The organism is Streptomyces hyderabadensis, assembly GCF_020404845.1.
GTDB classification, from domain to species: domain Bacteria; phylum Actinomycetota; class Actinomycetes; order Streptomycetales; family Streptomycetaceae; genus Streptomyces; species Streptomyces hyderabadensis.
Map to the genome: position 1 here is coordinate 1 of NZ_JAIOJZ010000082.1, position 23,914 is coordinate 23,914.

Annotated in this window: 18 protein-coding genes; 14 read left to right on the forward strand and 4 right to left on the reverse strand. The window is 73.6% G+C overall.

What is annotated here, in order from left to right:
• Positions 1 to 1,754: 1,4-alpha-glucan branching protein GlgB (gene glgB / locus K7854_RS34795; RefSeq protein WP_226030546.1), on the forward strand; the 1,754-nt coding region annotated here is incomplete at its 5' end.
• Positions 1,755 to 1,826: 72 nt separating this feature from the next.
• On the forward strand, positions 1,827 to 2,918 hold the full coding sequence (locus K7854_RS34800; RefSeq protein ID WP_226030547.1) for a glutamate--cysteine ligase: 1,092 nt from the start codon (positions 1,827 to 1,829) through the stop codon (positions 2,916 to 2,918).
• Positions 2,919 to 2,922: 4 nt separating this feature from the next.
• Here K7854_RS34800 and K7854_RS34805 read toward each other — a convergent pair whose 3' ends face one another.
• Positions 2,923 to 3,159 carry a DUF6480 family protein gene (locus K7854_RS34805; RefSeq protein WP_226030548.1) on the reverse strand — a complete coding sequence of 79 codons (237 nt, stop codon included), beginning with the start codon at positions 3,157 to 3,159 and terminating at the stop codon, positions 2,923 to 2,925.
• A gap of 154 nt (positions 3,160 to 3,313) precedes the next feature.
• Between K7854_RS34805 and K7854_RS34810 the strand changes: the two genes are divergently transcribed.
• Together K7854_RS34810 and K7854_RS34815 are read left to right on the forward strand one after the other, a co-directional pair.
• Positions 3,314 to 5,221, forward strand: coding sequence for an AMP-dependent synthetase/ligase (locus K7854_RS34810; RefSeq protein ID WP_226030549.1), 1,908 nt, complete (start codon positions 3,314 to 3,316; stop codon positions 5,219 to 5,221).
• A 130-nt stretch (positions 5,222 to 5,351) separates the two neighbouring features.
• Positions 5,352 to 5,786 (forward strand): ATP-binding protein, encoded by a 435-nt coding sequence (locus tag K7854_RS34815; protein WP_226030550.1) that lies wholly within the window; start codon positions 5,352 to 5,354, stop codon positions 5,784 to 5,786.
• 10 nt (positions 5,787 to 5,796) lie between these two features.
• On the opposite strand, the gene K7854_RS34820 is transcribed toward K7854_RS34815, so the two are convergent.
• Positions 5,797 to 6,270, reverse strand: coding sequence for an ATP-binding protein (locus tag K7854_RS34820; RefSeq protein ID WP_226030551.1), 474 nt, complete (start codon positions 6,268 to 6,270; stop codon positions 5,797 to 5,799).
• Between the two features lie 418 nt (positions 6,271 to 6,688).
• On the opposite strand from K7854_RS34820, the gene K7854_RS34825 reads away from it, so the two are divergent.
• The 10 genes from K7854_RS34825 to K7854_RS34870 all read left to right on the forward strand — a co-directional run bounded on the left by K7854_RS34825 (position 6,689) and on the right by K7854_RS34870 (position 22,367).
• Positions 6,689 to 10,684: a HAMP domain-containing protein gene (locus tag K7854_RS34825; RefSeq protein ID WP_226030552.1), complete on the forward strand. Its 3,996-nt coding sequence runs from the start codon at positions 6,689 to 6,691 to the stop codon at positions 10,682 to 10,684.
• Positions 10,681 to 13,146, forward strand: a complete 2,466-nt coding sequence (locus tag K7854_RS34830) for a SpoIIE family protein phosphatase (protein WP_372481106.1) — start codon at positions 10,681 to 10,683, stop codon at positions 13,144 to 13,146. Before K7854_RS34825 ends, K7854_RS34830 begins: the two co-directional genes overlap by 4 nt.
• Positions 13,147 to 13,276: 130 nt before the next feature.
• Entirely contained in the window at positions 13,277 to 13,669 is a 393-nt protein-coding gene (locus K7854_RS34835; RefSeq protein WP_226030553.1) for an STAS domain-containing protein, read from the forward strand.
• 158 nt (positions 13,670 to 13,827) lie between these two features.
• Positions 13,828 to 14,727: an STAS domain-containing protein gene (locus K7854_RS34840; RefSeq protein ID WP_226030554.1), complete on the forward strand. Its 900-nt coding sequence runs from the start codon at positions 13,828 to 13,830 to the stop codon at positions 14,725 to 14,727.
• Complete coding sequence (locus tag K7854_RS34845) at positions 14,724 to 15,155, forward strand: STAS domain-containing protein (protein ID WP_226030555.1); 432 nt, start codon at positions 14,724 to 14,726, stop codon at positions 15,153 to 15,155. The genes K7854_RS34840 and K7854_RS34845 overlap by 4 nt, the downstream gene beginning before the upstream one ends.
• Positions 15,155 to 15,595 (forward strand): anti-sigma regulatory factor, encoded by a 441-nt coding sequence (locus K7854_RS34850; protein WP_226030556.1) that lies wholly within the window; start codon positions 15,155 to 15,157, stop codon positions 15,593 to 15,595. The genes K7854_RS34845 and K7854_RS34850 overlap by 1 nt, the downstream gene beginning before the upstream one ends.
• Positions 15,595 to 16,656, forward strand: coding sequence for an ATP-binding SpoIIE family protein phosphatase (locus K7854_RS34855; protein ID WP_226030557.1), 1,062 nt, complete (start codon positions 15,595 to 15,597; stop codon positions 16,654 to 16,656). Before K7854_RS34850 ends, K7854_RS34855 begins: the two co-directional genes overlap by 1 nt.
• Positions 16,653 to 18,392, forward strand: a complete 1,740-nt coding sequence (locus K7854_RS34860; RefSeq protein ID WP_226030558.1) for a PP2C family protein-serine/threonine phosphatase — start codon at positions 16,653 to 16,655, stop codon at positions 18,390 to 18,392. Before K7854_RS34855 ends, K7854_RS34860 begins: the two co-directional genes overlap by 4 nt.
• Positions 18,393 to 18,600: 208 nt before the next feature.
• Positions 18,601 to 19,977 carry an NAD(P)/FAD-dependent oxidoreductase gene (locus tag K7854_RS34865; RefSeq protein ID WP_226030559.1) on the forward strand — a complete coding sequence of 459 codons (1,377 nt, stop codon included), beginning with the start codon at positions 18,601 to 18,603 and terminating at the stop codon, positions 19,975 to 19,977.
• A 143-nt stretch (positions 19,978 to 20,120) separates the two neighbouring features.
• Positions 20,121 to 22,367 carry an FUSC family protein gene (locus tag K7854_RS34870; RefSeq protein WP_226030560.1) on the forward strand — a complete coding sequence of 749 codons (2,247 nt, stop codon included), beginning with the start codon at positions 20,121 to 20,123 and terminating at the stop codon, positions 22,365 to 22,367.
• A 24-nt stretch (positions 22,368 to 22,391) separates the two neighbouring features.
• On the opposite strand, the gene K7854_RS34875 is transcribed toward K7854_RS34870, so the two are convergent.
• On the reverse strand, positions 22,392 to 22,826 hold the full coding sequence (locus K7854_RS34875; protein ID WP_226030561.1) for a hypothetical protein: 435 nt from the start codon (positions 22,824 to 22,826) through the stop codon (positions 22,392 to 22,394).
• A gap of 28 nt (positions 22,827 to 22,854) precedes the next feature.
• Positions 22,855 to 23,688 carry a DUF1206 domain-containing protein gene (locus K7854_RS34880; protein ID WP_226030562.1) on the reverse strand — a complete coding sequence of 278 codons (834 nt, stop codon included), beginning with the start codon at positions 23,686 to 23,688 and terminating at the stop codon, positions 22,855 to 22,857.
• Positions 23,689 to 23,914 lie beyond the last annotated feature (226 nt).

Sequence of the window (23,914 nt, forward strand, 5' to 3'; positions counted from 1 at the left end):
GGTTCACGGTGTGGGCGCCCAACGCCCAGGGCGTCAGGGTCGCCGCCGACTTCACGCACTGGGACGGCACGGCGTTCCCGATGCGTTCGCTCGGCTCGTCCGGCGTGTGGGAGCTGTTCCTGCCGGGCGTCGGCGAGGGCACCCGGTACAAGTTCGAGATCCACTCCCGCTACGGGCACCGGTTCCTCAAGGCCGACCCGATGGCCCGCGCGGCCGAGGCGCCGCCGAACACCGCGTCCGTGGTGACCGCCTCGCGCTACGAGTGGGGGGACGCGCAGTGGATGCGGACCCGCGCCGACACGCCCGTGCACGAGGCGCCGTTCTCGGTGTACGAGGTGCACCTGGCGTCCTGGCGGCCCGGCCTCACCTACCGCGAACTGGCCGAGGAGCTGCCCGCGTACGTGAAGGACCTGGGCTTCACCCACGTGGAGCTGATGCCGGTCGCCGAGCACCCCTACGGGCCGTCCTGGGGCTACCAGGTCACCGGCTTCTACGCGCCGACCGCGCGCCTGGGCTCGCCCGACGACTTCCGGTACCTGGTCGACGCGCTGCACCGGGCCGGGATCGGCGTGATCATGGACTGGGTGCCGGCGCACTTCCCGAAGGACGACTGGGCGCTGGCCCGCTTCGACGGGGACCCGCTGTACGAGCCCGGGGACGAGCGGCGGGCGACCCACCCGGACTGGGGGACGTACACCTTCGACTTCGCGCGGACCGAGGTGCGCAACTTCCTGGTGGCCAACGCCGTGTACTGGTGCGAGGAGTTCCACATCGACGGGCTGCGGGTGGACGCGGTCGCCTCGATGCTGTACCTGGACTACTCGCGCGACTCCGGCCAGTGGGAGCCCAACCAGTACGGCGGCCGGGAGGACCTGGCGGCCATGGCCTTCCTCCAGGAGATGAACGCGACCGTCTACCGGCGCTGCCCCGGCGTGGTCACCATCGCGGAGGAGTCGACCGCGTGGGGCGGGGTGACCCGGCCGACCGACACCGGCGGGCTGGGCTTCGGCCTGAAGTGGAACATGGGCTGGATGCACGACTCGCTGGAGTACGTCGCCCACGAGCCGGTGCACCGCAAGTACCACCACCACGAGATGACGTTCTCGATGGTGTACGCCTACAGCGAGAACTACGTGCTGCCGATCTCCCACGACGAGGTGGTGCACGGCAAGCAGGCGCTGGTGTCGAAGATGCCGGGCGACTGGTGGCAGCGGCGCGCGAACGTCCGTGCCTACCTGGGCTTCATGTGGGCGCACCCGGGCAAGCAGCTCCTCTTCATGGGGCAGGAGTTCGCGCAGGGCGCGGAGTGGTCGGAGAAGCAGGGACCCGAGTGGTGGCTCCTTGACGAGGGGTACCACTCGGCGGGCGACCACCGCGGGGTGCGGGACCTGGTCCGGGAGCTGAACACCCGCTATGCGCGCACTCCGGCGCTGTGGCAGCGCGACACCGACCCGGCCGGGTTCCGGTGGGTGTCGGTGGACGCGGCCGAGGACAACGTCTTCGCGTTCCTGCGGTACTCCGCGGACGGCACCCCGCTGCTGGCGGTGTCGAACTTCTCGCCGGTCGTGCGGCACGGGTACGGGCTCGCCGTCGGCGACGAGGCCGTCGCCTGGCAGGAGGTGCTCAACACCGACGCCGAGGTGTACGGCGGCAGCGGTGTGGCCAACCCGGGCCCGGTGAAGCCGGAGGACGGGAGCATCCGGATCACGCTGCCTCCGCTGGCGACGGTGTGGCTGGTGCCGTCCGTCCTGTGAGCCGACCAGGTGTCCGACCGGCTGTCCGGGGCAGTCGGTCGTTGGCACCGGCCCACAGAAAGGCGGCACCACGTGCGCACCGTCGGAGTGGAGGAGGAACTCCTCCTGGTCGATCCCGCGACCGGTGAGCCGCGGGCGCTGTCCGCCGCCGTGCTCGCCCGGGCCTTCCTGGACGACTCCGGTCAGGAGGTGTTCGAGAAGGAGCTGCACGAGCAGATGCTCGAGTTCGCCACGCATCCGCAGGCGGACATGGAGCGGCTGCACGCGGAGATCGTCCGCTGCCGCGAGGAAGCCGGCCGGCACGCCGGGGGCATCGGGTGCGCCGTGGCCGCGCTCGCCACCTCGCCGCTGCCGGTGACGCCCTCCATCGGCGTGAACCGGCGCTACGAGTGGATGGCCGAGCAGTACGGCGTGGTGGTCCACGAGCAGCTGGTCCTGGGCTGCCACGTGCACGTCTCGGTCGGCTCCGACGAGGAGGGCGTCGCGGTGATCGACCGGGTGCGGCCCTGGCTGCCGGTGCTGGCCGCGCTGAGCGCGAACTCGCCGTTCTGGCAGGGGCGGGACTCCTCCTACAGCAGCTACCGCAGCCGGGTGTGGCAGCGCTGGCCGTCGGCGGGTCCCACGGAGCTGTTCGGCTCGGCGGAGCGCTACCACCGCCGGGTCGCGGCCATGCTCGCCACCGGGACGATCCTCGACGACGGCATGGTCTACTTCGACGTCCGGCTCTCGCCGCGGTACCCGACGGTCGAGTTCCGGGTCGCGGACGTCTGCCTGGACGCCTCCACGGCCGTCGTCCTGGCCGCACTCGCCCGCGCGCTGGTCGACACGGCCGCACAGGAGTGGCGCCGGGGCACGGAACCGGCCGAGGACAGTGTGAGCCTGCTCCGCCTCGCGGCCTGGCGGGCCGCCAGGTCCGGGCTGACCGGTGAGCTGCTCCACCCGGCGACGATGCGGCGGATGCCGGCCGAGACGGTGGTGCGGGCCCTGCTGGAGCACGCCGGGCAGGCCCTCGCGGCCGCGGGCGACCTGGAGCGGGTGCACGAGGGGGTCGAGGCACTGCTGCGGCACGGCAACGGCGCCCGCGTGCAGCGCGAGCTGCTGGAGCGCACGGGCAGCCTGCGGGAGGTCGTCGCCGCGTGCGTGCGCCGCACCCAGGCGGCCTGAGACCTCAGAAGATCAGGGCCAGGGCGTAGCCCAGGAGACCCACCGCGAAGATCAGCACGACCGCGAGGATCAGGACCATCGGCCCCTTGCTCCAGCCCTTGGCCGGATTGCTGAGCAGGTCCTGGGGGCCTGCCTCGGGCATGCTGCTCTCCGCCGGCGGGGTCTCCCCGGGCGGCACGCCGCCGCCGGGTTCCAGGCCGGTGCTGAGCCGGGGTTCGGGATCGGGATTCACGTACGTCATGTCCCCCCGAGTCCCCCGATCCGGCCGGATCACCGGGTGGGAACACTTCCGCGTTCCCGGCCCCCCGCCGCCTGCGGCTGGGCTAGCCTCCCAGCACCGCCGACCACGGTGTTCGTCGGCGGCGTCACCGTCCGTACACGTCAGGAGCCGGCGCATGCGCGAGACCGCACTCGCTCCCCGGGCCGTCCCGCCGCTGACCGGCGGTCTCGCCGACAGCCTGTTCGACACGGCCGCCCGCACCCCGACCCTGCCGATGCTCGCCCGGCGGCGCGGCCCCGGTTCGGCGGTCTGGGACGAGGTGACGGCCGTGGAGTTCCGCGACGAGGTCGTCGACCTGGCGAAGGGCCTGATCGCGAGCGGGATCTCGCCCGGCGACCGGGTGGCGATCCTGGCCCGCACCCGGTACGAGTGGACGGTCTTCAGCTACGCCCTGTGGACGGTGGGCGCCGAGGTGGTGCCGATCTACCCGACCTCCTCGCGCGACCAGGTCGAGTGGATCCTGCGGGACGCGGGCTGCGTGGGCGTGCTGGTCGAGGACGAGCAGAGCGTGATGACGGTCGGCTCGGTGTGCGCCTCGCTGCCCGCGCTGCGCCATGTGTGGCAGCTGGACGCGGGCGCGCTGGACACGCTGGTGGCGCGGGGCGAGTTCCTCCCGTTCACCACGGTCGACTCCATGCGCCGCATCGTGCTGCCGGACTCCACGGCGGTGGTGGCCTACACCTCCGGCACCTCCGGCCGCGCCCTGGGCTGCGCGCTGAGCCACCGCGGTCTGGCCGCCCCGTGCGACACGCTGCTCGCGGGCTGGGGCCACACGGTGGCGCCGCCGGGAGAGCAGGGCGCGGTCCTCGCCTACCTCCCCTTCTCGCACGTGTACGGGCTGATGATCCAGAGCCTGTGCGTGAGGGGCGGGCTGCTGATGGCGCACGAGCCCGTGATGACCACGGAGGCGCTCTCCTCGGCCCTGCGTTCCTTCCGGCCGACGTATCTGTACGCGGTCCCCTCGGTCCTGGAGAAGATCTACAAGAACTTCCTGCGCGCGGCCCAGCAGTCGGGACACGGTGCCCTGTTCGAGCGGGCGGCGGCCACGGCGCGCGACTTCGCCGCCGCGCTGGAGCGCCGGCGCCTCGGCCGGGGAGCGGGGCCCGGTCTGGACCTGCGCCTCCAGCACGCCCTGTACGAGCGGACGGTGTACCGGCGGCTGCGCGCGGCGCTGGGCGGCCGGGTGGGCCGGGCGACGTCCGGCGGCTCACCGCTCAGCCGCGAGCTGTCCCTCTTCTACGAGGGCATGGGCGTCTACGTGCACGACGGCTACGGTCTGACCGAGACCAGCGGCGGACTGACCATGCAGCCGCTGGGCCGGGAGAAGTCGGGCACCGTCGGGCAGCCGCTGCCGGGCGTGGAGATCCGGGTGGCCGACGACGGGGAGATCCTGGTGCGCGGGCCGTCGCTGTTCCAGGGGTACGTCGGTGACGAGGCCGCCACCCGCGAGGTGCTGCGCGGCGGCTGGCTGGCCACCGGTGACCTCGGGCACCTGGACGACGAGAACTACCTGGCGATCACCGGCCGCAAGAAGGACGTCATCATCACCAGCGGCGGCAAGAGCGTGGCCCCGGCCGCCCTGGAGCAGCGGCTGCGGATGCATCCGCTGGTCCACCAGGCGGTGCTGGTCGGCGACAACCGGCCCTGCGTCGGTGCGCTGATCACGCTGGACCCGGAGTTTCTGACGCACTGGCGGGCGTCCCTGGCCCTGCCCGGCGACGCACCGGCCCGGGAGGCACGCGAGGAGAACGCGCTGCGGGAGGAGATCGCGCGGGCGGTGGCCGCGGCGAACAGCACGGTGTCGCGCTCGGAGTCCATCAGGGTCTTCCGCGTCCTGCCCGACCTCTTCGACGTGGCGGGGGGACTGCTCACCCCGTCGATGAAGCTCCGCCGCGACGAGATCGTACGGACCTACGCGCTGGAGATCGACGCGATGTACGAGGCACGCTCGCACTGCCGGCGGGCACGGCCGCCGCAGGAGCCCGTGGGCTGGGAGGACCCGGACAACGTGTTCCTGCGCTGATCGCAGGCCTGTCCCGCCGTCGGACCGGCTCACCGGCGCGACTAGGTTGGGCCGGCACGGGAACTTACCAACGAAGGGGAACCGCAGGAGAAGGGAAGGTGCCCGGCCGGTGCCGGGCCGGGAAGGCGCAATGGCAGCCGAGTCGCGTTGGGACAGGACACTGGCTTCCGAGGAGATCACGAACCGCACCGCCAGCTTCGCCGGGGAGCTGCACAACGTGACCGGTGCGCGGCTGGTCGCGGAGGAGTTCCTCTACGACCTCGCCCGTGCGGCGCCGCCCGCGGCGCCCGAGCACTGGGACGACATCCTCCTCGTCGTCACGGAGCTGGCGGCGAACGCCGTGCAGTACGCTCCGGGGCCGTTCCAGCTGCGGCTGCGCCGTACCTTCGACGGTGTGCACGTCGTGATGCACGACACCAGCACCACGGAGCCCGCGCCGCGCCCCTTCCGTCCGAGCAAGGGCGGCGGCGGTATCGGCTGGCACCTGATCCACACCCTGTCCGACCAGGTGAGCGTCGTCACCGGGGAGCGGGGCAAGGACATCCACGTCTTCCTGCCCTGGTGACCGGCGCCGGTCATTCGGCGTCCGCGACGCGCAGCGGCACCAGCGCGCTGATCGTCTTGCCGCCTCCCGGACGCGGGTCGACGGCGATGTCCCGGGCGAGGCGGGCGACCAGCGGCCAGCCGTAGCCGCCACCGGGGTGGGTGGCGGGAAACGCGTGGGCGGCCCGGGGCACCACCGCGCTGTGGTCGTGGACGGCGATCCACAGGCCCTCCTCGGTGGGCCGGGCCTCGAAACCGGCCAGCCCGTCGCCGTGCCGGATCGCGTTGGTCACCAGTTCCGAGACCACGAGCAGCAGGTCGACGACGTCCTCCTCGCGCACCTCGCGGCCGGGACCGCCCCACACCGTCCGGGCCACGGACTCCGCGTACGCCCGTGCGGCCGCCGCGCCCGCCCCGGCGCCGGGCGCCGGTACGGCGAACGGCGCGGGATGGGGCGGGGCCGTGGTGGCCGCGGCGGTCGTGGTGGTCCGGTCAGCTGGTTCCATGTCAGTGGTGTCCCCGGTTTCCGCGTGCCTGCGTCCGGTCCGGTCGGGCCGCGGGGCTCTCCCGCGGCGGCCGCCGGGCCGGCCTGACGCGACGGGCCGGACCGGCCTCACAGCAGCGGATACCCGCCCGCGGCCACCGCATTCGGCCCGCCGGGCCCCGCGCGGCAGCGGGACGCCGGCCGGGGCGCGGCCGGGGGCGCCCGCTCCCGGGTGACCCGTGCGGGGGGCGGCGTTCGTCCGGCTGACACATCGCTTTGTCCGCGCCGGGCACCTGGGTTAGCCTCTGGCGTATTTTTCTGCTGGGGGATTCCGTGAGCTGCGCGAACGCGGACACGGGAGGCCGGACCGCCCGAACGGTCCGGCAGGGGGTGGTGGGTCCTCGCCACGAGGGCCCCCGGGGAGCGGAACGAGGGTACGCATGACCAGCGACAGCACGGGATCCGTCGAGGCGGTTCCGGGCGATCAGGAGTTGCGCCGTCTCCTGGCGGGCCTGACGGCCGTGCGGGACGGCGACTTCGGGACCCGTCTGCCGGACGACGCGGACGGGCTGATGGGCGACATCGCCAAGGTCTTCAACGGCATGGTGGACCAGTTGTCCGTGTTCACCTCCGAGGTCACCCGGGTCTCCCGCGAGGTGGGCACGGAGGGTGCCCTCGGCGGGCAGGCGCGGGTGCCGGGGGTCTCGGGGACCTGGGCCGACCTGACGGACTCGGTCAACGCCATGGCGGGCAACCTCACCACCCAGGTCCGTGACATCGCGCAGGTGGCCACGGCGGTCGCCAGGGGGGACCTCTCCCAGAAGATCGACGTGGACGCCCGCGGCGAGATCCTGGAGCTGAAGAACACCATCAACACCATGGTCGACCAGCTCTCCGCCTTCGCCGACGAGGTCACCCGCGTCGCCCGCGAGGTCGGCACCGACGGACGGCTCGGCGGGCAGGCCGACGTCCAGGGCGTCCGGGGCACCTGGCGCGACCTCACCGACTCGGTGAACTTCATGGCGGGCAACCTGACCAACCAGGTCCGCAACGTCGCCCAGGTGGCCACCGCGGTGGCCAAGGGCGACCTCTCCCAGAAGATCACCGTGGACGCCCGCGGCGAGATCCTGGAGCTGAAGAACACCATCAACACCATGGTCGACCAGCTCTCCGCCTTCGCCGACGAGGTCACGCGGGTCGCCCGTGAGGTCGGCACGGCCGGGAACCTGGGCGGGCAGGCCCGGGTGCGGGGCGTGTCGGGCACCTGGAAGGACCTCACCGACAACGTCAACGTGATGGCGTCCAACCTGACCGGCCAGGTGCGCTCCATCGCCCAGGTGGCCACCGCGGTGGCCCGCGGCGACCTGTCGCAGCGGATCACCGTCGACGCCGAGGGCGAGGTCGCGGCGCTGGCCGACGTCATCAACACCATGGTCGACACGCTGTCGGCGTTCGCCGACGAGGTCACCCGGGTCGCCCGCGAGGTCGGCACCGACGGGCGCCTGGGCGGCCAGGCGAACGTGCCGAACGTCGCCGGCACCTGGAAGGACCTCACCGACAACGTCAACTCGATGGCCAACAACCTCACCAACCAGGTGCGCAACATCGCCCTGGTGACGACCGCGGTGGCCCGGGGCGACCTGTCGAAGAAGATCGACGTCGACGCGCGCGGCGAGATCCTCGAACTCAAGACGACGATCAACACGATGGTCGACCAGCTCTCCGCCTTCGCCAACGAGGTCACCCGGGTGGCCCGCGAGGTCGGCACCGAGGGCCGGCTCGGCGGCCAGGCCGAGGTGGAGGGCGTCTCCGGCACCTGGAAGCGCCTCACGGAGAACGTCAACGAACTGGCCGGCAACCTCACCCGGCAGGTCCGCGCGATCGCCGAGGTCACCTCCGCGGTCGCCGAGGGCGACCTGACCCGCTCGGTCACCGTGGAGGCGTCGGGCGAGGTCGCCGAGCTGGGAGACAACATCAACGCCATGGTGGAGTCCCTGCGCGAGACCACGCGGGCCAACCAGGAGCAGGACTGGCTCAAGACCAACCTCGCCCGCATCTCCGGCCTGATGCAGGGCCACCGCGACCTGCCCGTGGTCGCCGAGCTGATCATGGACGAGCTGGTGCCGCTGGTGTCGGCCCAGTACGGCGCCTTCTACCTGGCCGAGGACGGCGACACCGGCCCCGAGCTGCGGCTCGTCGGCTCCTACGGCTACCCGCAGGACACCAGCCGGCCCACCCGCATCGCCTTCGGCCGCACCCTGGTCGGCCAGGCCGCCCGCAGCCGGCGCACCATCATGGTGAACGAGCTGCCGCCGGGCTACCTGACCGTCTCCTCCGGGCTCGGCGAGGTGGTGCCGGCCGCGCTGGTGCTGCTGCCCATCGTGGTCGAGGGACAGGTCCTCGGGGTCATCGAACTCGCCTCGGTCGCCCCCTTCACCCAGATCAACCAGGACTTCCTGGAGATGCTGATGGAGACCATCGGCGTCAACGTCAACACGATCGTGGCCAACGCCCGTACCGACGAACTCCTCGCCGAGTCGCAGCGGCTGACCGCCGAGCTGCAGGCCCGCTCCGCGGAGCTGCAGACCCAGCAGGAGGAGCTGCAGCACTCCAACGCCGAGCTGGAGGACAAGGCGTCCCTGCTCGCGGCACAGAACCGGGACATCGAGGCGAAGAACCTGCAGATCGAGCAGGCCCGGCAGGAGCTGGAGGCCCGCGCCCAGCAGCTGTCGCTGGCCTCGAAGTACAAGTCGGAGTTCCTGGCCAACATGAGCCACGAGCTGCGCACCCCGCTCAACAGCCTGCTCATCCTGGCCCAGCTGCTCGCCCAGAACCCCTCGCGCAACCTCACCCCGAAGCAGGTGGAGTACGCGGGCATCATCCACTCGGCCGGCTCGGACCTGCTGCAGCTGATCAACGACATCCTGGACCTGTCGAAGGTCGAGGCGGGGAAGATGGACGTCTCCCCCGAGCGGGTGACGCTGCGCCAGCTCATCGAGTACGTCGAGGCGACCTTCCGGCCCATGACGAGCCAGAAGGGCCTGGAGTTCACGGTCACCACGGCCCCGGGGGCCCCGGCGGACCTGCTGACCGACGACTCCCGGCTGCGGCAGGTGCTGCGCAACCTGCTGTCCAACGCGGTGAAGTTCACCGAACGGGGCGGCGTGGAGCTGACCGTCGAACCGGCGCCGGACGACGAGGTGCCCAGGGCGGTGCTCCGGGGCGGTCCCGTGGTCGCCTTCCGGGTGAAGGACACCGGCATCGGCATCCCCGAGCAGAACCTGGAGTCGATCTTCGGCGCCTTCCAGCAGGCGGACGGCACGACGAGCCGCAAGTACGGCGGCACCGGGCTCGGCCTGTCCATCACCCGGGAGATCGCCCAGCTGCTGGGCGGCGCGGTCACGGTGGACAGCACGCCCGACCGGGGCAGCACCTTCACGCTGTACCTGCCGGTGGCCCGGCCCGACTTCGAGGACCTGCCGGCCCGCGGCCCGGAGCACCTTGCGGCCGACGCGGCCGCCGCCGTCCTGGACCGTCCGGGGCCGGTGGCCGAGCTGACCGGCGGCCACCGGCGGCGGCCGCGGCGCCTGCTGGTGGTGGAGGAGCGCCCGCGCGGTCTGCTGACCCTGGTCGCGGAGAGCGTGGTCGCCGATCTGACGCACGGGCGGGACGACGCGGGCGACCGGCCCCCGCTCGACGTGATCACGGCCGTGGGTGCCGAGGAGGCGGCCGGCGCGCTGGCGGCCGAACCGTGCCACTGCGTCGTGCTGGAGCTGGGCATGCCGGACGGCGAGGCGTCCCGCTTCCTGCACGCGCTGGGGGGCGACTCGGCGCTGGCGAGCGTGCCGGTGCTCGTGCACAGCGGGCACCGCGCGGACGCCGCCGTGGAGGAGGACCTGCGCTCGGGCGCGACCGGCGGGACGCTGGAGTTCCTCTCCAGCCTCGACGAGCTGCGCGAGCGCATCGCCCTGCACCTGGCCGCCGAGGAACCCGGGGACGTGCTGTCCCTGGTGCGGCCGGAGGAGGCGCCGCGCCCGGACCCGCGGGCCGGCCAGGATCCGCCCGCCGGGCGCACCGTCCTCGTCGTCGACGACGACGCGCGCAACCTGTTCGCGCTCAGCGGGATCCTGGAGCTGCACGGCTTCCGGGTACTGCACGCGGAGAACGGCCGCCGGGGCATCGAGACCCTGGTGGACCACCCGGAGGTCGCGCTGGTCCTGATGGACGTGATGATGCCGGAGATGGACGGCTACACGGCGACGGCCGAGATCCGCCGCATGCCGGGGTACGCCGAGCTGCCGATCATCGCGGTCACGGCGAAGGCGATGCCGGGCGACCGGGAGAAGAGCCTCGCCGCGGGCGCCAGCGACTACGTCACCAAACCCGTCGACACCCAGGATCTGATCGCCTGTGTCCGGCGGTGGCTGCCCGCATGAGCGCCTCCGAGCAGTCCGGCGAGCCGGGCCGGGAGGTCCGGCGGCACACGTCCGACGCGGTGGGCATGACGCCGCTGTCCCCCGTCGGGCGGCTGGCGGCCACGGTGGACCGGCTCAGCCGCGAGGTGCGGGACGCCCAGGCGGAGGCCGAGGGCCGGGCGCTGATCGAGCTGGCCAAGGGCGTGCTGGTCGCACGGCTCGGCTGCGGTCCGGCCGAGGCCGCCCGGCAGCTCGCCGAACTGGCCGGGCAGTCCCAGGTGACACCGCTGGAGTTCGCGGTCGACGTCATCAACCAGGCCGCCCGGGACCGGGTGTCGGAGGTGACGGACGCTTTCCTCGCGGCCACCGCCGCGGTACGCACCGCGGGCCCGGACGAGGACCCGGACGGCCAGGGCGCCGCAGGAGCCGGGGCGGCAGGCCAGGCGGCCGCCGAGTCCGCCGCCGTACGCCTGCGGGCGGCCGAGAGCGGCGCGCTGGCCGCGGACGACACCCAGGCCGTCGCCGACGCGCTGCTGGAGCAGGCGCTGCGCCCGCTGGGCGCGGTGGCGGTGGCCATCTGGGCGGCCGGGTACGACGGGTCGCTCACCCTGGTGGGCAGCGCCGGATTCGCGCCGGCCGAGGCGGCCCGCTGGCGGTACGTGCCGCCGGACGTGGCGACGGTGGCCCGGCGCGCCCTGACCGAGCGCTCCGGGCAGTGGTTCGCGTCCCTCGCCGAACCGGGGCCGCCCAGTGTGGGCCGGCACCAGTTCCCGGACGGCGGCCGGGCCGCGGTGCCCGCCGGTACCGGGGGACGCGTCCACGGGGTGCTGGAGATCGCCTGGCCGGTGCCGCTGCCCCCGCAGCCGCCCCAGGTGGTCCGTCAGGTGGAGGCGCTGGCGGAGCTGTGCGCGCACACCCTGGAGTCGTACACGCCGCCGCGCGGCCCCGGGCAGGACCCGCGGGTCGTCCCGGACGCGGTGGAGCTGATGGACCTGGCCGACGGGCTGCACGATCCCGCCCTGGTGCTGGTGCCGCACCTGGACGCGGCCGGGCAGCTGGCGGACTTCCGCATCCAGCACGTGAACAAGCGCTTCATGGATCCGGCCGGACGGCCGCGTGCCGTGGTGGGCGGCGCGCTGCTGCTGGAGGCCTACCCGATGGCCGCCGGGGACAGCGAGCTGTTCCGGAACGTGGAGCGCGTGTACGCCACCGGCGAGCCGTTCCGGGCCCGGCACATGAACCTCACCGCCCTGGTGGACCAGGTGCCGCTGTCGGCGGTGGCGGACATCAGCGTCAGCCGGCACGGCAACGCCGTGCTGCTCATCTGGCGCATCGAGGACGAGACCGCCCGGCTGGCCAGTCTCCTGCAGCACGCCCAGCGGCTCGGCCGCATCGGCGGTTTCGAGGAGAACCTGCTGACCGGCGAGATCACCTGGAACGGGCAGCTGTTCGACCTGTACGGGCGCCCGCACACGAGCACTCCGGTGCCGCTGGAGGAGCTGGCCGCCCATGCCCACCCGGACGACGCCGTCGCCATCGGGCGGTTCCTGCGCACGCTGCTGCACCACCGGCGGCCGGCGTCGGCGGCGTTCCGGCTGCGGCGGCCCGACGGGGTGACCCGGCATGTGCGGGTGGTGGCCGAGCCGGTCCTGGACACCGACGACCGGCTGCTCCTGGTCCGGGGTGCCTGCCAGGACATCTCGGCCCAGCACTGGACGGAGGTGGCGCTCGCCGCGACCCGGGACCAGCTGGCGCACACCGAGCAGCAGGCCGTCGAGCGGGCCCGGCTCACCCTGCAGCTGCAGCACGCGATCATGCCGCCCGCCCAGACGCCCCTGCGGGTGCCGGACCTCCAGGTGGCCGTCCGCTACCGGCCCGCGGAGACGGAGCAGCTGGTGGGCGGCGACTGGTACGACGCGGTGATGCTGCCGAGCGGTCTCGTGCTGCTGTGTGTGGGGGACGTCTCCGGGCACGGGATAGAGGCGGCGACCAGCATGGTGGTGCTGCGCAACGCGCTGCGCGGGCTGGCGGTGACCGGGGCCGGTCCCGGACAGCTGCTGTCCTGGCTCAACATCGTGGCCCACCATCTGACGGGAGGGGTCACCGCCACGGCGGTGTGCGGCCTGTACGACCCGGTCCGGCGGACGCTGCGCTGGGCCAGGGCGGGCCATCTGCCGCCGGTGCTGGTCCGGGGCCCGGGGGCGCAGCCGCTGCCGATGGTGCGGGGCATGCTGCTGGGGGCGGTGGCGGAGGCCGCGTACGAGGAGGCCGAGGCCCAGCTGGCCGCCGGGGACACCCTGCTGATGTACACCGACGGTCTGATCGAACGCCGTGACCGGCCGGTGGAGGAGGCGCTGGCCCAGTTGCTGAGCACCGTGCGCCCGACGCCGAACACCCTGGACCAGCACCTGGACCGGCTGCTCACCTACAGCAGGTCGGACACCGACGACGACACGTGTCTGGTGGGCATCCGGGTGGGGTGACGCACAGCGCAAAGGCGGGGGCGCGAACCGGCTCCGGCGCGGCAGGTGTGGAGGCGGGTTTCAGGGGTATCCGGCGGGCGCGGCGGGCCACACGGAGGTCCGCCGCGCCGCCGCGTTGTTGGAGGTACACGTGCCCATAGCCCACAACCCGCTGTCCGTCGAGGTGACGCTGGAGCGGGAGGACGTCGTGCTGCTCAAGGTGGAGGGGTACCTGGACGTCGACACCGCAACCGAGTTCCAGCACCATCTGGCCAACCAGCTCCACCACGGCCGCCGGCACTTCCTGCTGGACCTGTCGGCGGTTCCGTTCATGGACTCGTCCGGCATGAACATCATCCTGCGGGTCTACCAGGAGGTGCGCGAGCTGCCGGGCAGCGTGCACATCATCTCGCCGGCCCCGGCGGTGCTGCGCGTCCTGGACCTGACCGGGGTGAGCATCACGGTGCCGGTCTCGCAGAGCGTCGAGGAGGCACTCGCCCGCGTCGACGCTCTGCCGGACGGTCCGCGGGTGCCCGACGCCTGAACCGTCCCGCGCCCGCGTCCCCTCCGGACCGGTCCTGCGGAAGCAGGTGACGCGGCAGGTCGGCGGGTGGTTAGAGTTGTCGACCGGCTGGGTCACGTCGCCGGCACGTCACCCCGTGCGGGTGGGGTGCGGCGCTACGCGGATGAGGAGTGGGACAGGTGCCGGAACAGGCGGAGGGAACGGCGGGAGTGCCGACGCGTGAGGTCAGGGACTTGCTGCGGCGCCGCCGTGAGCAGATCGCCCAGCGGTGGGCGGACGAGCCCCTGTTCCGGGCCGTGTTCACCGTGTCCCGCGACGAGGCGGTGGAGGCGGGCAAGGCCGTCGTGGACGCGCTGGCGCAGGTCGCGGACGCGGCCCGGGTCGAGGACCCGGACGCCGCCGGCTTCACGGCGGTGCGCGAGCAGTTGGCGCGGATGGGCGCGGCCCGCTCGCGTTCCGGGCTGAGCACCGCGCAGGTGTCGAGCGAGCTGGCCGCGCTGCGTCCGCCCGTCGAGAACCTGCTGGTGGCCGACCTGCCCGAGGACGCGTCGGCCGAGCACGTGCGGGACTGTGTCAGCACGCTGACCGTGCTGATGGGCACGCTGCGGGTCGTGGTGATGCAGACCGCGCTCAGCGAGGGCCAGGCGCTCATCGACCGCCAGCGGCTGCAGCTGCTCGAAGTGGCCACCCCGGTCATCAAGCTGTGGGACGGCATCGTGGCCGTGCCCCTGATCGGCACGCTGGACAGCGCGCGCAGCCAGGTGGTGATGGAGACCCTGCTGGAGTCCATCGTGGAGCAGCAGGCGCGCTACGCGATCCTGGACATCACCGGCGTGCCGACCGTCGACTCGCTGGTGGCCCAGCACCTGATGAAGACGGTCGCGGCGGCCCGGCTGATGGGCGCCGAGTGCATCGTCTCGGGCATCCGGCCCGCGATCGCCCAGACCATGGTCCACCTGGGTCTCGACCTGGGCACGGTGGTCACCCGGGCGAGCCTCGCCGACGCGCTGGGGTACGTGCTGCACCAGCTCGGGGTCGGCATCGTGACCCCCGGCGCGAACGGTGCGGTAGCGCGGTGAGCGAGGCATGGCCCGGGCCCCACGGGGCTCAGGTGACGGGGCATGTTCCGGTGCTGCGGCTCGGTGAGGTCCTCCTGGTCACCCTCCAGGGGGATCTGCACGACAGCACGGCGCAGCAGCTCCAGGAGGACCTCGCCGAGACCATTGTGCGCAGCGGCGCGACCGGCGTGGTCATCGACGTCTCCGGGGTGGAGATCGTGGACTCCTTCCTCGGCCGGATCCTGGCCGAGATCGCCGGGCAGACCGGCCTGCTGGCCGCGCGGACCGTGCTGGTCGGCATGCGGCCGGCGGTCGCCATCACCCTGGTGGAGCTGGGCCTGACGCTGCCGGGCGTGCACACCGCGCTCAGTACCGAGGTGGCCATGGAGGTCCTCGCGCAGCAGGCCCCCTCGTCCCGTTTCGGCGGCCTCGGCCAGGAGCGTTTGTGATGCACACTGCCGCGGGCTCCCAGGCCCGCCTGCCGATCCGTTCGGACATGGATCTGGTGTGGGTGCGACAACACGTGCGGCAGGCGGCCGCCCAGCTCGGCTTCGGTCTGGTGGACCAGACGAAACTGGTCACCGCGGCCAGTGAGCTGGCCCGCAACACGCTCGTGTACGGCGGTGGCGGCACCATGGACACGGAGCAGCTCGTCGAGGGGACCACGCACGGGCTGCGGCTGACCTTCAAGGACGAGGGACCGGGCATCCCGGACCTGGAACAGGCCCTCAGCGACGGCTTCACGTCCGGCGACGGGCTCGGCATGGGGCTCGGGGGCGCACGGCGCCTGGTGCACGAGTTCGGGATCGAGAGCGCCCCGGGCTCCGGGACGACCGTGCGGGTGACGTCCTGGGTGGGCCGGCCGCCGCGCCCGCGTGAGGAGTCCTGATGCCCCGCGTGTGGGACGTCCCGGTGCACGACTCCACCCGGGTGCGCGACGCCAGGGTGGCCGCGGAGCACGCGGCGGCCCTGGCCGGTCTCGACGAGCAGCGGACCTCGACGGCGGCGCTGGTGGCGACCGAGCTGGCCACCAACCTGCTCAAGCACGCCGGGGGCGGCCGGGTGATCGTCGACGTGGTCGCCCCGACGGTCCTCGCGGCCGGCGCGCAGCACTCGCCGCGGGTGCAGATCGCCACGGTCGACCACGGGCCCGGCATCGCCGACGTGTCCGCCGCGCTGCGCGACGGCTTCACCACCACGGGCTCCCTCGGCGCGGGTCTGGGCACCTGTGCGCGCCTCGCCGAGGACTTCGACCTGCACAGCGTCCCCGGCCGGGGCACGGTCGTGGTCGCCCGGGTCGGCGTACCCGGGGCCCGCGTCGCCGACACCGGTCCGGCGGGCCGGGTGCGGGCCGGTGCGGTCAACGTCCCGTTCGGCGGTGCGGAGTACTCGGGTGACGCCTGGGCCTGGGTCCGGGACGGCGACCTCGTCACGCTGATGCTGGCCGACGGTCTCGGGCACGGTCCCGAGGCCGCCCGGGCCTCGGGCGCCGCCGTGGAGGCGCTGCGCGCCGCGCCGCACCTGCCGCCGGCCGAGGCGGTGCGGCGGCTCGACCGGGCGCTGTCCGGCACCCGCGGGGCGGCCGTGGCGGTGGCCCAGGTCGACACGCGGGCCGCGGTGCTCCGCTTCACCGGTGTCGGCAACATCGGGGCGCGGCTGTGCGAGGGCGGCGCCTGGCGGCACCTGGTGTCGCGGCCCGGCATCGTCGGCACCCACCGGCCCAGCACGCTGCGCGAGGAGGAGGTGCCCTGGGCGGACGACCGGGTGCTGGTCCTGCACAGCGACGGCCTGCCGAGCCGGTGGTCGCCGACCTCCGACACGTGCCGCATTGCGGCCGACCCGGCGGTGACCGCCGCCGTCACGATCCGTGACGCCAGCAGCCCGGCCCGGCCCGTACGGGACGACACCGCCGTCGCCGTGCTGGCCCCGACCCCGCCGGACGGCCCATGACCCGCACCTGGCAGATCACCGACGTCACCGACGCGGCCCGGGCGCGCATCGCCACCGCGCGCCTGGCCGCCGCCTTCGGGGTGCCGCCCGTGGAGCGCGCGCGGCTGACGGCCTCGCTCGGCGCCCAGCTGCGGCTGTGCCTGACCAAGGGCGGCACCTGGCGGCTCACGCTGGAGACGGGCACCGCCTCGCGCACCGTGCCGGGGGCCCAGGAGAGCGTGCTGCACGCCGTGGTGACGCCGTCGCCCGGGGCCGCTGCCGCCGGGCAGCCGCCGTGGCGGGTCACCGTGCCGTGCCCCGACGCGGTGGCGGACCTGGACGTCGGCTCCGACGCGGCCGCGGACGATCCGGCGTTGCTCGCACAGGCCCTGCTGGGCGCCGACGAGGACACGGCGCTGGTGCTGGAGCGGCTCACCGAGCAGGAGGGTCTGGTCGAGTTCCACCGGGAGGAACTGCAGCAGACGAACCAGGGCGTGGTGGCGCTGCACGCCGAACTGGACGCCGCCGGACGGGCCCAGCGCGAGGCGTTCGCGGCCGAGCGCAAGGCCCGTACGGAGGCCGAGAACGCCCGGCGCCGGCTGACGTTCCTGGCGGACGCGAGCGCGGTGCTGACGGCGTCGCTCGACCATCACGAGATCGTGCGCCGGCTGCCGGAGCTGCTGGTGCCCGAGTACGCGGCGAGTGTCGACGTCTGGCTGTTCGACCAGGACGGCGACCGGCCGGGACCGGCGCACGCGGCCGCCGCGGTGGTCGCCGCCCGCACCGGGCGCCCGCAGTACGCCGCCCCGCACCCGGGTGGGCTGCCCGGCGTCGACGACCAGCCGCCCTCGGCACTGGCGCCGGACCGGCCCCTGCTGTGCATCCCGCTGCCGACCCGGCAGGCGCCCCTGGGAGTGGTCACCCTGTCCCCGCCCGGGGAGCGCTGGGACGCGGACGACGCCGTGATGCTGGTCGAGCTGACCCGGCGGGCCAGCATCGCGATCGACCACGCCCAGCGCTACCAGCACAACCGCGACATCGCCGAGACGCTCCAGCGGGCCCTGCTGACCGAGTTGCCGGCGCCGCCCGGGCTCTCCCTGGCCGCGCGCTACCTGCCGGCCACCCACGGGCTGAACATCGGCGGCGACTGGTACGACGCCTTCCGGCAGCCCGACGGCGGTGTCATCGCCGTGGTCGGGGACGTCACCGGGCACGGGCTGCGGGCCGCGGTGATGATGAGTCAGCTGCGCACCGCCCTGCGCGCCTACGCCGTCGACGGCGGCAGCCCCGGGCAGCTGCTGACCCGGCTGCACACCTTCCTGCACCACCTCCAGCCCGACCTGTTCGCCACCGCGGTCATCGCGCGCTTCCACCCCGACGACCCGACGGTGACGTGGGCGGCGGCCGGTCATCCGCCGCCGGTGCTGCGTACCCCGGACGGGCGGGTGCGCACCCTGGACGACAAACCCGGGGCGATGCTCGGCATCCCGCTGCGGCAGGAGATCGCGGACCACACGGTGCCCATGGCGCCCGGTTCGACGCTCGCCCTGTACACGGACGGTCTGGTGGAACGCCGCGCCCGCGGCATAGACCCGGGCATCGCGCGGCTGGCGGACGCGCTCGGGTCGTTCGGCGCGGCGCAGCTGGACGCCGACCTGGAGGGTTCGGCGGACGGCATCCTGCGGCCGATGCTCAGCGACTCGGAACGCGACGACGACGTGTGCCTGCTGCTGTGTCACCTGCGCGGTACGGACTGATCCCGGGGAAAAGTTCTCCGCGGTTCGCTCCCGCCCGGTGCGTTCCGGGGCCGGGCGGGGCATGGTGGTGATCAGGACGCGTCGCCTGCCTGCCCCGCCCGGCTGGCCGGGCCGCGGCGGGCGCGGTGGGATGGGCGAGGTGCGAAGCGGCGATCCTCGGGCAGGCGAATGGCGTCCGCGGCAGACCGCCCCGGAGCCGCAGAAAGGGATGAACACCGTGACACGACCCAGGATCCTGGTGGTCGGCGCAGGTTTCGCCGGCGTGGAGTGCGTCCGTCGGCTGGAACGCAGGCTCTCGCCGAACGAGGCCGAGATCACCTTGGTGACACCGTTCTCCTACCAGCTCTACCTGCCGCTGCTGCCGCACGTCGCCGCCGGGGTGCTCACCCCCCAGTCGATCGCGCTCTCCCTGCGCCGCAGCAGCAAGTACCGGACCCGGATCATCCCGGGCGGCGCCATCGGAGTGGACCTCAAGGCGAAGGTCTGCGTGGTGCGCACCATCACCGACCGGATCGTCAACGAGCCCTACGACTACATCGTGCTGGCGCCGGGCAGCATCACCCGCACCTTCGACATCCCGGGGCTCACCGACCACGCGTTCGGCATGAAGACGCTGGCGGAGGCCGCCTACATCCGGGACCACGTCATCTCCCAGCTGGACCTCGCCGACGCCAGCCAGGATCCGGTGGAGCGCGCCTCCCGGCTGCAGTTCGTGGTGGTGGGCGGCGGCTACGCGGGCACCGAGACGGCCGCCTGTCTGCAGCGGCTGACGCACGCGGCCGTCAAGCGCTACACCCGGTTGGACCCGGCGCTGATCAAGTGGCACCTGATCGACATCGCGCCGAAGCTGATGCCGGAGCTGGGCGAGAAGCTCGGCCGCGACGCGCAGCGGATCCTCACCCGGCGCGGCATCGACATCTCGCTGGGTGTCTCCATCGCCAAGGCCGCGCCCGAGGAGGTCACCTTCACGGACGGCCGGGTGGTGCCCACCCGCACGCTGATCTGGACGGCGGGCGTGGTGGCGAGCCCGCTGATCGCGACGCTGGGCGCGGAGACGGTCAAGGGACGCCTCGCGGTCACCGCCGAGATGTGCCTGCCGGACCACGACGGGGTGTTCGCGCTCGGCGACTCCGCGGCCGTGCCCGACCTGGCCAAGGGTCAGGAGGGCGCCGTCTGCCCGCCCACCGCCCAGCACGCGATGCGGCAGGGCCGGCACGTCGCCGAGAACCTGATCGCCACCCTGCGCAACCAGCCGATGCGGCCGTACGTGCACAAGGACCTGGGTCTCGTCGTCGACCTCGGCGGCACCGACGCGGTCTCCAAGCCCCTCGGGGTGGAACTGACGGGCCTGCCCGCGCAGGCGGTGGCCCGCGGCTACCACTGGTCGGCGCTGCGCACGGGCGTGGCCAAGGCCCGGGTCGCGGCCAACTGGGCGCTCAACGCGGTCGCCGGCGACGATTTCGTCCGCACCGGCTTCCAGGCCCGCAAGCCCGCCAAGCTCAAGGACTTCGAGTACACCGACGCCTATCTGACTCCGGAGCAGGTGCGGGAGCGGGTCGCCGAGGCGGACCGGGCGAAGCCGTGACCTCCGGTCCGCCCGGCCGCCCCCGCGGCCCGGAGCGGGCCGGGGCATGACATGCTGAGAAGTGGATCTCGGCGTGAACCGGCCGGGACATGGCTGGAACCGGCTGTGAGGGCCGGCTGTGAATCGGGAGAGTGTACGGCGGCGTGAAGGCAGCGGGACGCTCGGCGCGGACACGGCTGCGCGACCGCGTCGCCGCGTCCGACCCGGGGCTGTTGCGGCTGACGGCGGGGCTGCGGACGGTGGGCGCCATCGCGCTGACGCTGGGTGTGCTCGCCCTGTTCGGCGTGGACGTCAAGCATCTGGTGGCCGGTGCCATGGCGGCGATGGTCGCCACCTTCGCCATCCGGGAGAAGGAACCGGGCCCGCAGGCCGTCACGCTGGCACTGGGCCTGCCGGTCGCCCTGGCCTCGGTCTCGCTGAGCACGCTGCTCGCTTCGTGGGTCGTGGTCGGTGACGCCTTCTTCGTCGTCCTGATCTTCTCGGCGGTCTTCGTCCGCCGGTTCGGCGACCGGGGCACGGCGCTCGGTCTGATCGGCTTCCAGGTCTACTTCGTGTCGCTGTTCGTCGGCGCGAAGGTGTCCGGGCTGCCGGGGCTGTGGGCCGCGGTCGCCGTGGCGTTCGCGTCCAGCGCGGTGGTGCGCTTCGGGGTGGTCCCGGCGACGCCGGCGCGCATCCTGGGGCTGTTGCGGCAGGCTTTCCGGGCCCGGCTGGCCCAGCTGATCGCCACGCAGCTCGACCTGCTGGACGCCGGTCCCGACGACATCGACAAGACGCTGGAGCGTCTGCGGGACGGCACCGCCCGCCTGCACGAGACGGCCCTGATGATCCAGTCCCGGCTGGACGAGGGCACGCCCGACGCGTCCACGGCCCGCCTGGTGCAGCGGCGCATCGCGGACGCCGAGATCGCCGCCGAGCGCCTGGGGCTGCTGCTGCTGACCGCGCGCAGCGCCGAACGGGCGGACACCCTCACGCTGCATCTGCCGGGTGCCCCGGCCCCCGCGGTGGGCCGCTCCCCCGCGCCCGGCGAGGCCACCGAGACACTGCGCCGCGATCTCACGGCGCTGCGCACCCTGGTGCTGCGGCCGCCCGCGGAGGCACGCGGCACGGCGCTGTCCCACCTGCGCAACCGGCTGCTCGGCTACCGCGACGAGGAGAACCTGCCCGAGGCGACCGCGGCCGTCCAGGACGTGTTCCGCGGCATCGGCGAGACGGCACGCGCGGTCATGGGCCTCAGGATCGCGCTGGACGGACCGCAGGACGAGTCCGACGACTCACCGGCCACCGCCCGTTCCCGGGAGGAGCTGGACGCCGAGGACGCGGCCATCGACGCCGGCGAGGAGGCGGCCGAGGAGGAGGAGCAGACCGGGCTGCGGCGGCCCACCACGCGCGCCGCGGTGCAGGTGGCGGTGGGGTCCTCGCTGGCGATCGTCGGCGGGGAGTTCCTGTCCTCGCAGCGCTGGTACTGGGCGGTGCTCACCTGCTGGATCGTCTTCATCAACACCGCCTCCACCGGGGAGATCCTGGTCAAGGGCTACCGCAGGCTGCTCGGCACGGTGCTGGGCGTGGTGGCGGGCATCGTGCTGGCCGGTCTGGTGGGCAACCACACCTGGACGGCGTTCGCCCTGGTGCTGGTGCTGATCTTCGCGATGTTCTACACGGCGCCGCTGTCCTACACGCTGATGTCGTTCTTCGTCACCGCGATGCTCGGACTGCTGTACACGCTGCTGCACACCTACAGCCTGTCGGTGCTGCTGCTGCGGGTGGAGGAGACGGCGCTCGGCGCGGCCTGCGGGATCGTGGCGGCGGCGCTGGTGCTGCCGATACGCACCGACCGGCGTACGAACGAACTCCTCGGCACGGTGCTGGAGCGGCTCACCGATGTGACGGAGGGCGCCGTCGACCAGCTCAGCGGCGGTCCGGAGGCCGACCTGCTGGACACCGCGCGGGAGCTGGACCAGGCGCTGGGCGACCTGCGGGCCGCGACCCAGCCGCTGACGCATCCGATCACGCCGTTGCGGGCCCGGCGCGACACCGCCCAGTACGTGGTGGCGCTGCTGGAGACCTGTGCCTATCACGCGCGGTCGCTGGCGGCGACGGCCGAGCTGCTGCCCACCCATCCGTCGATCGCGGCGGACCCGCGGCTGCGCGGCGCGGTGCGGCGCACGGTGCGCAACATCGAGGCGATCGCCGCCCACGTGGAGGACGGCGACACGGGGACGCAGGTGGAGACCGGGCCGAGCATCGCCTCGCTGCTGGAGCCGGACGCCGCCGGGGTGCCGCGCTACGGCCGCATCACGGGCCGGGTGCTGCGCCACCTGGAGCGGCTGGACGAGGCGGTGGTCGGCCTCGCCCGGCCGCTGGGGGTTTCCGTCAGGGCGCCGCAGCGCTGACGGGGCCCGACCGGGCGGCCGGGGTCAGAAGTCGCTGGGCAGACCGCTCGCCTCGGCGATGCCGCGCAGTTCCTCGTTCTGCAGGTGGCGTTCCTTGAGGTAGTCGGCGATCTCGCCGAGCCGCTCGGGGTCGGAGGCGGTGGCCGCGTCGGTGACGACCCGGACGGGGCCGGTCTCGTCGGTGCTGATCTCGACGACCTCGTTGTCGAGACGGCCGGTGACGGCGGTGGCGATGACGAGTGCGGCCTCGTCCCTGATCTCCTGGGGCAGCGCCTCGGTGCTGTCCCCGTCCAGCGAGAAGTCGATGGTCGGCATCTGCTGCTCGTCGATCGCCTGGAGGACCGGTTCCACCACGCTGAGCAGCAGCTGGTAGTCGTCGTTGGCCATGCGCACGCGCAGGAGGTCGAGGTAGACGTCCACGGGACGTCCGTCCGGCGGAGGAATCTCGTGTTCGTTCATTCGCCCCGTGTTCCCCGTGCCGGATGTCTCAGACCCTCCGCCAGCGGGCGAGGGCGAAGGAGAAGACGCCGAACAGCACCAGGCCCGCGGCGACACAGGCCAGCAGCCAGGGACCGAGGGAGGTGTCGGCGAAGGAGCGGAGGGTGTCGTCCAGCCCCTTCGCCCGGTCGGGCGCGTAGTCGACAGCGGCCCGTACGGCGAAGGCCCCCGCTGCCGCGAACACGATGCCGCGGGCCGTGCCGCCGCCGACGCCGGTGACGTCGACCAGCAGCCGGGCCCGGTGGTCCATCCCTGCGAGCTTCAACTTCTTGCGATAGGTGCGGCGCAGCGCCTGGACGCCGATCACCACGCCGGCGACGACGATCGCTGCCCCGGCCGCGCCCACGAGCCACCGGCCGACGGGCATCTCCATCACCCGGGCCGTGACGTCCCGGGACTGCCGGTCGCTGGAGCCGCTGCCGCCCGCTCCGGCGGCGAAGGCCAGTACGGAGTAGGCGACGAACGCGTAGAAGACGCAGCGGGCGGCGGCGGGCAGCCGCTTCCTGGCCGTACGGCCGTCCTTGCCGGTGACTCCGAAGAGCGCCTCGGACAGCCGCCACAGGGCCATTCCGGCGAGTCCGGCGCCCAGCGCCCACAGCAGTACCGCGCCGAAGGGCCGGTCCGACAGCTCGGCCAGGGCGCCGCCCCGGTCCGCCTGCCGGTCCCCGCTGCCGAAGGCGATCCGCAGGGCCAGGATGCCGACCAGCAGGTAGATGACGCCGCGCGCGGTGAGCCCCGCCCGGGCGGCCCCCTCGGCCACCGATCCGTTCGCGGCCCGCCGGGCGTGGCCTCGGCCGGTGCGTGCCAGCACACGTGCGTTCATGTGGACCTCCCCTCCCGGACTCCGGATGCCCCGGCTTCGTCCGCGCACACCGCGGTGGCCGTGGACGGACGACCGCCCGTACACCGGCTGGTGGTGTACGGGCGGTCGTCCGTCGTGCCCCTGGTCGTCCCCGGCGTCAGTCCGCCACGCCCGCGGGCCCCCCGGGCAGCAGCCTGAAGCTGCCGGGGTGCGGGTCGGCGTGCAGGAGCCCGGTGCGGGCCGGCCC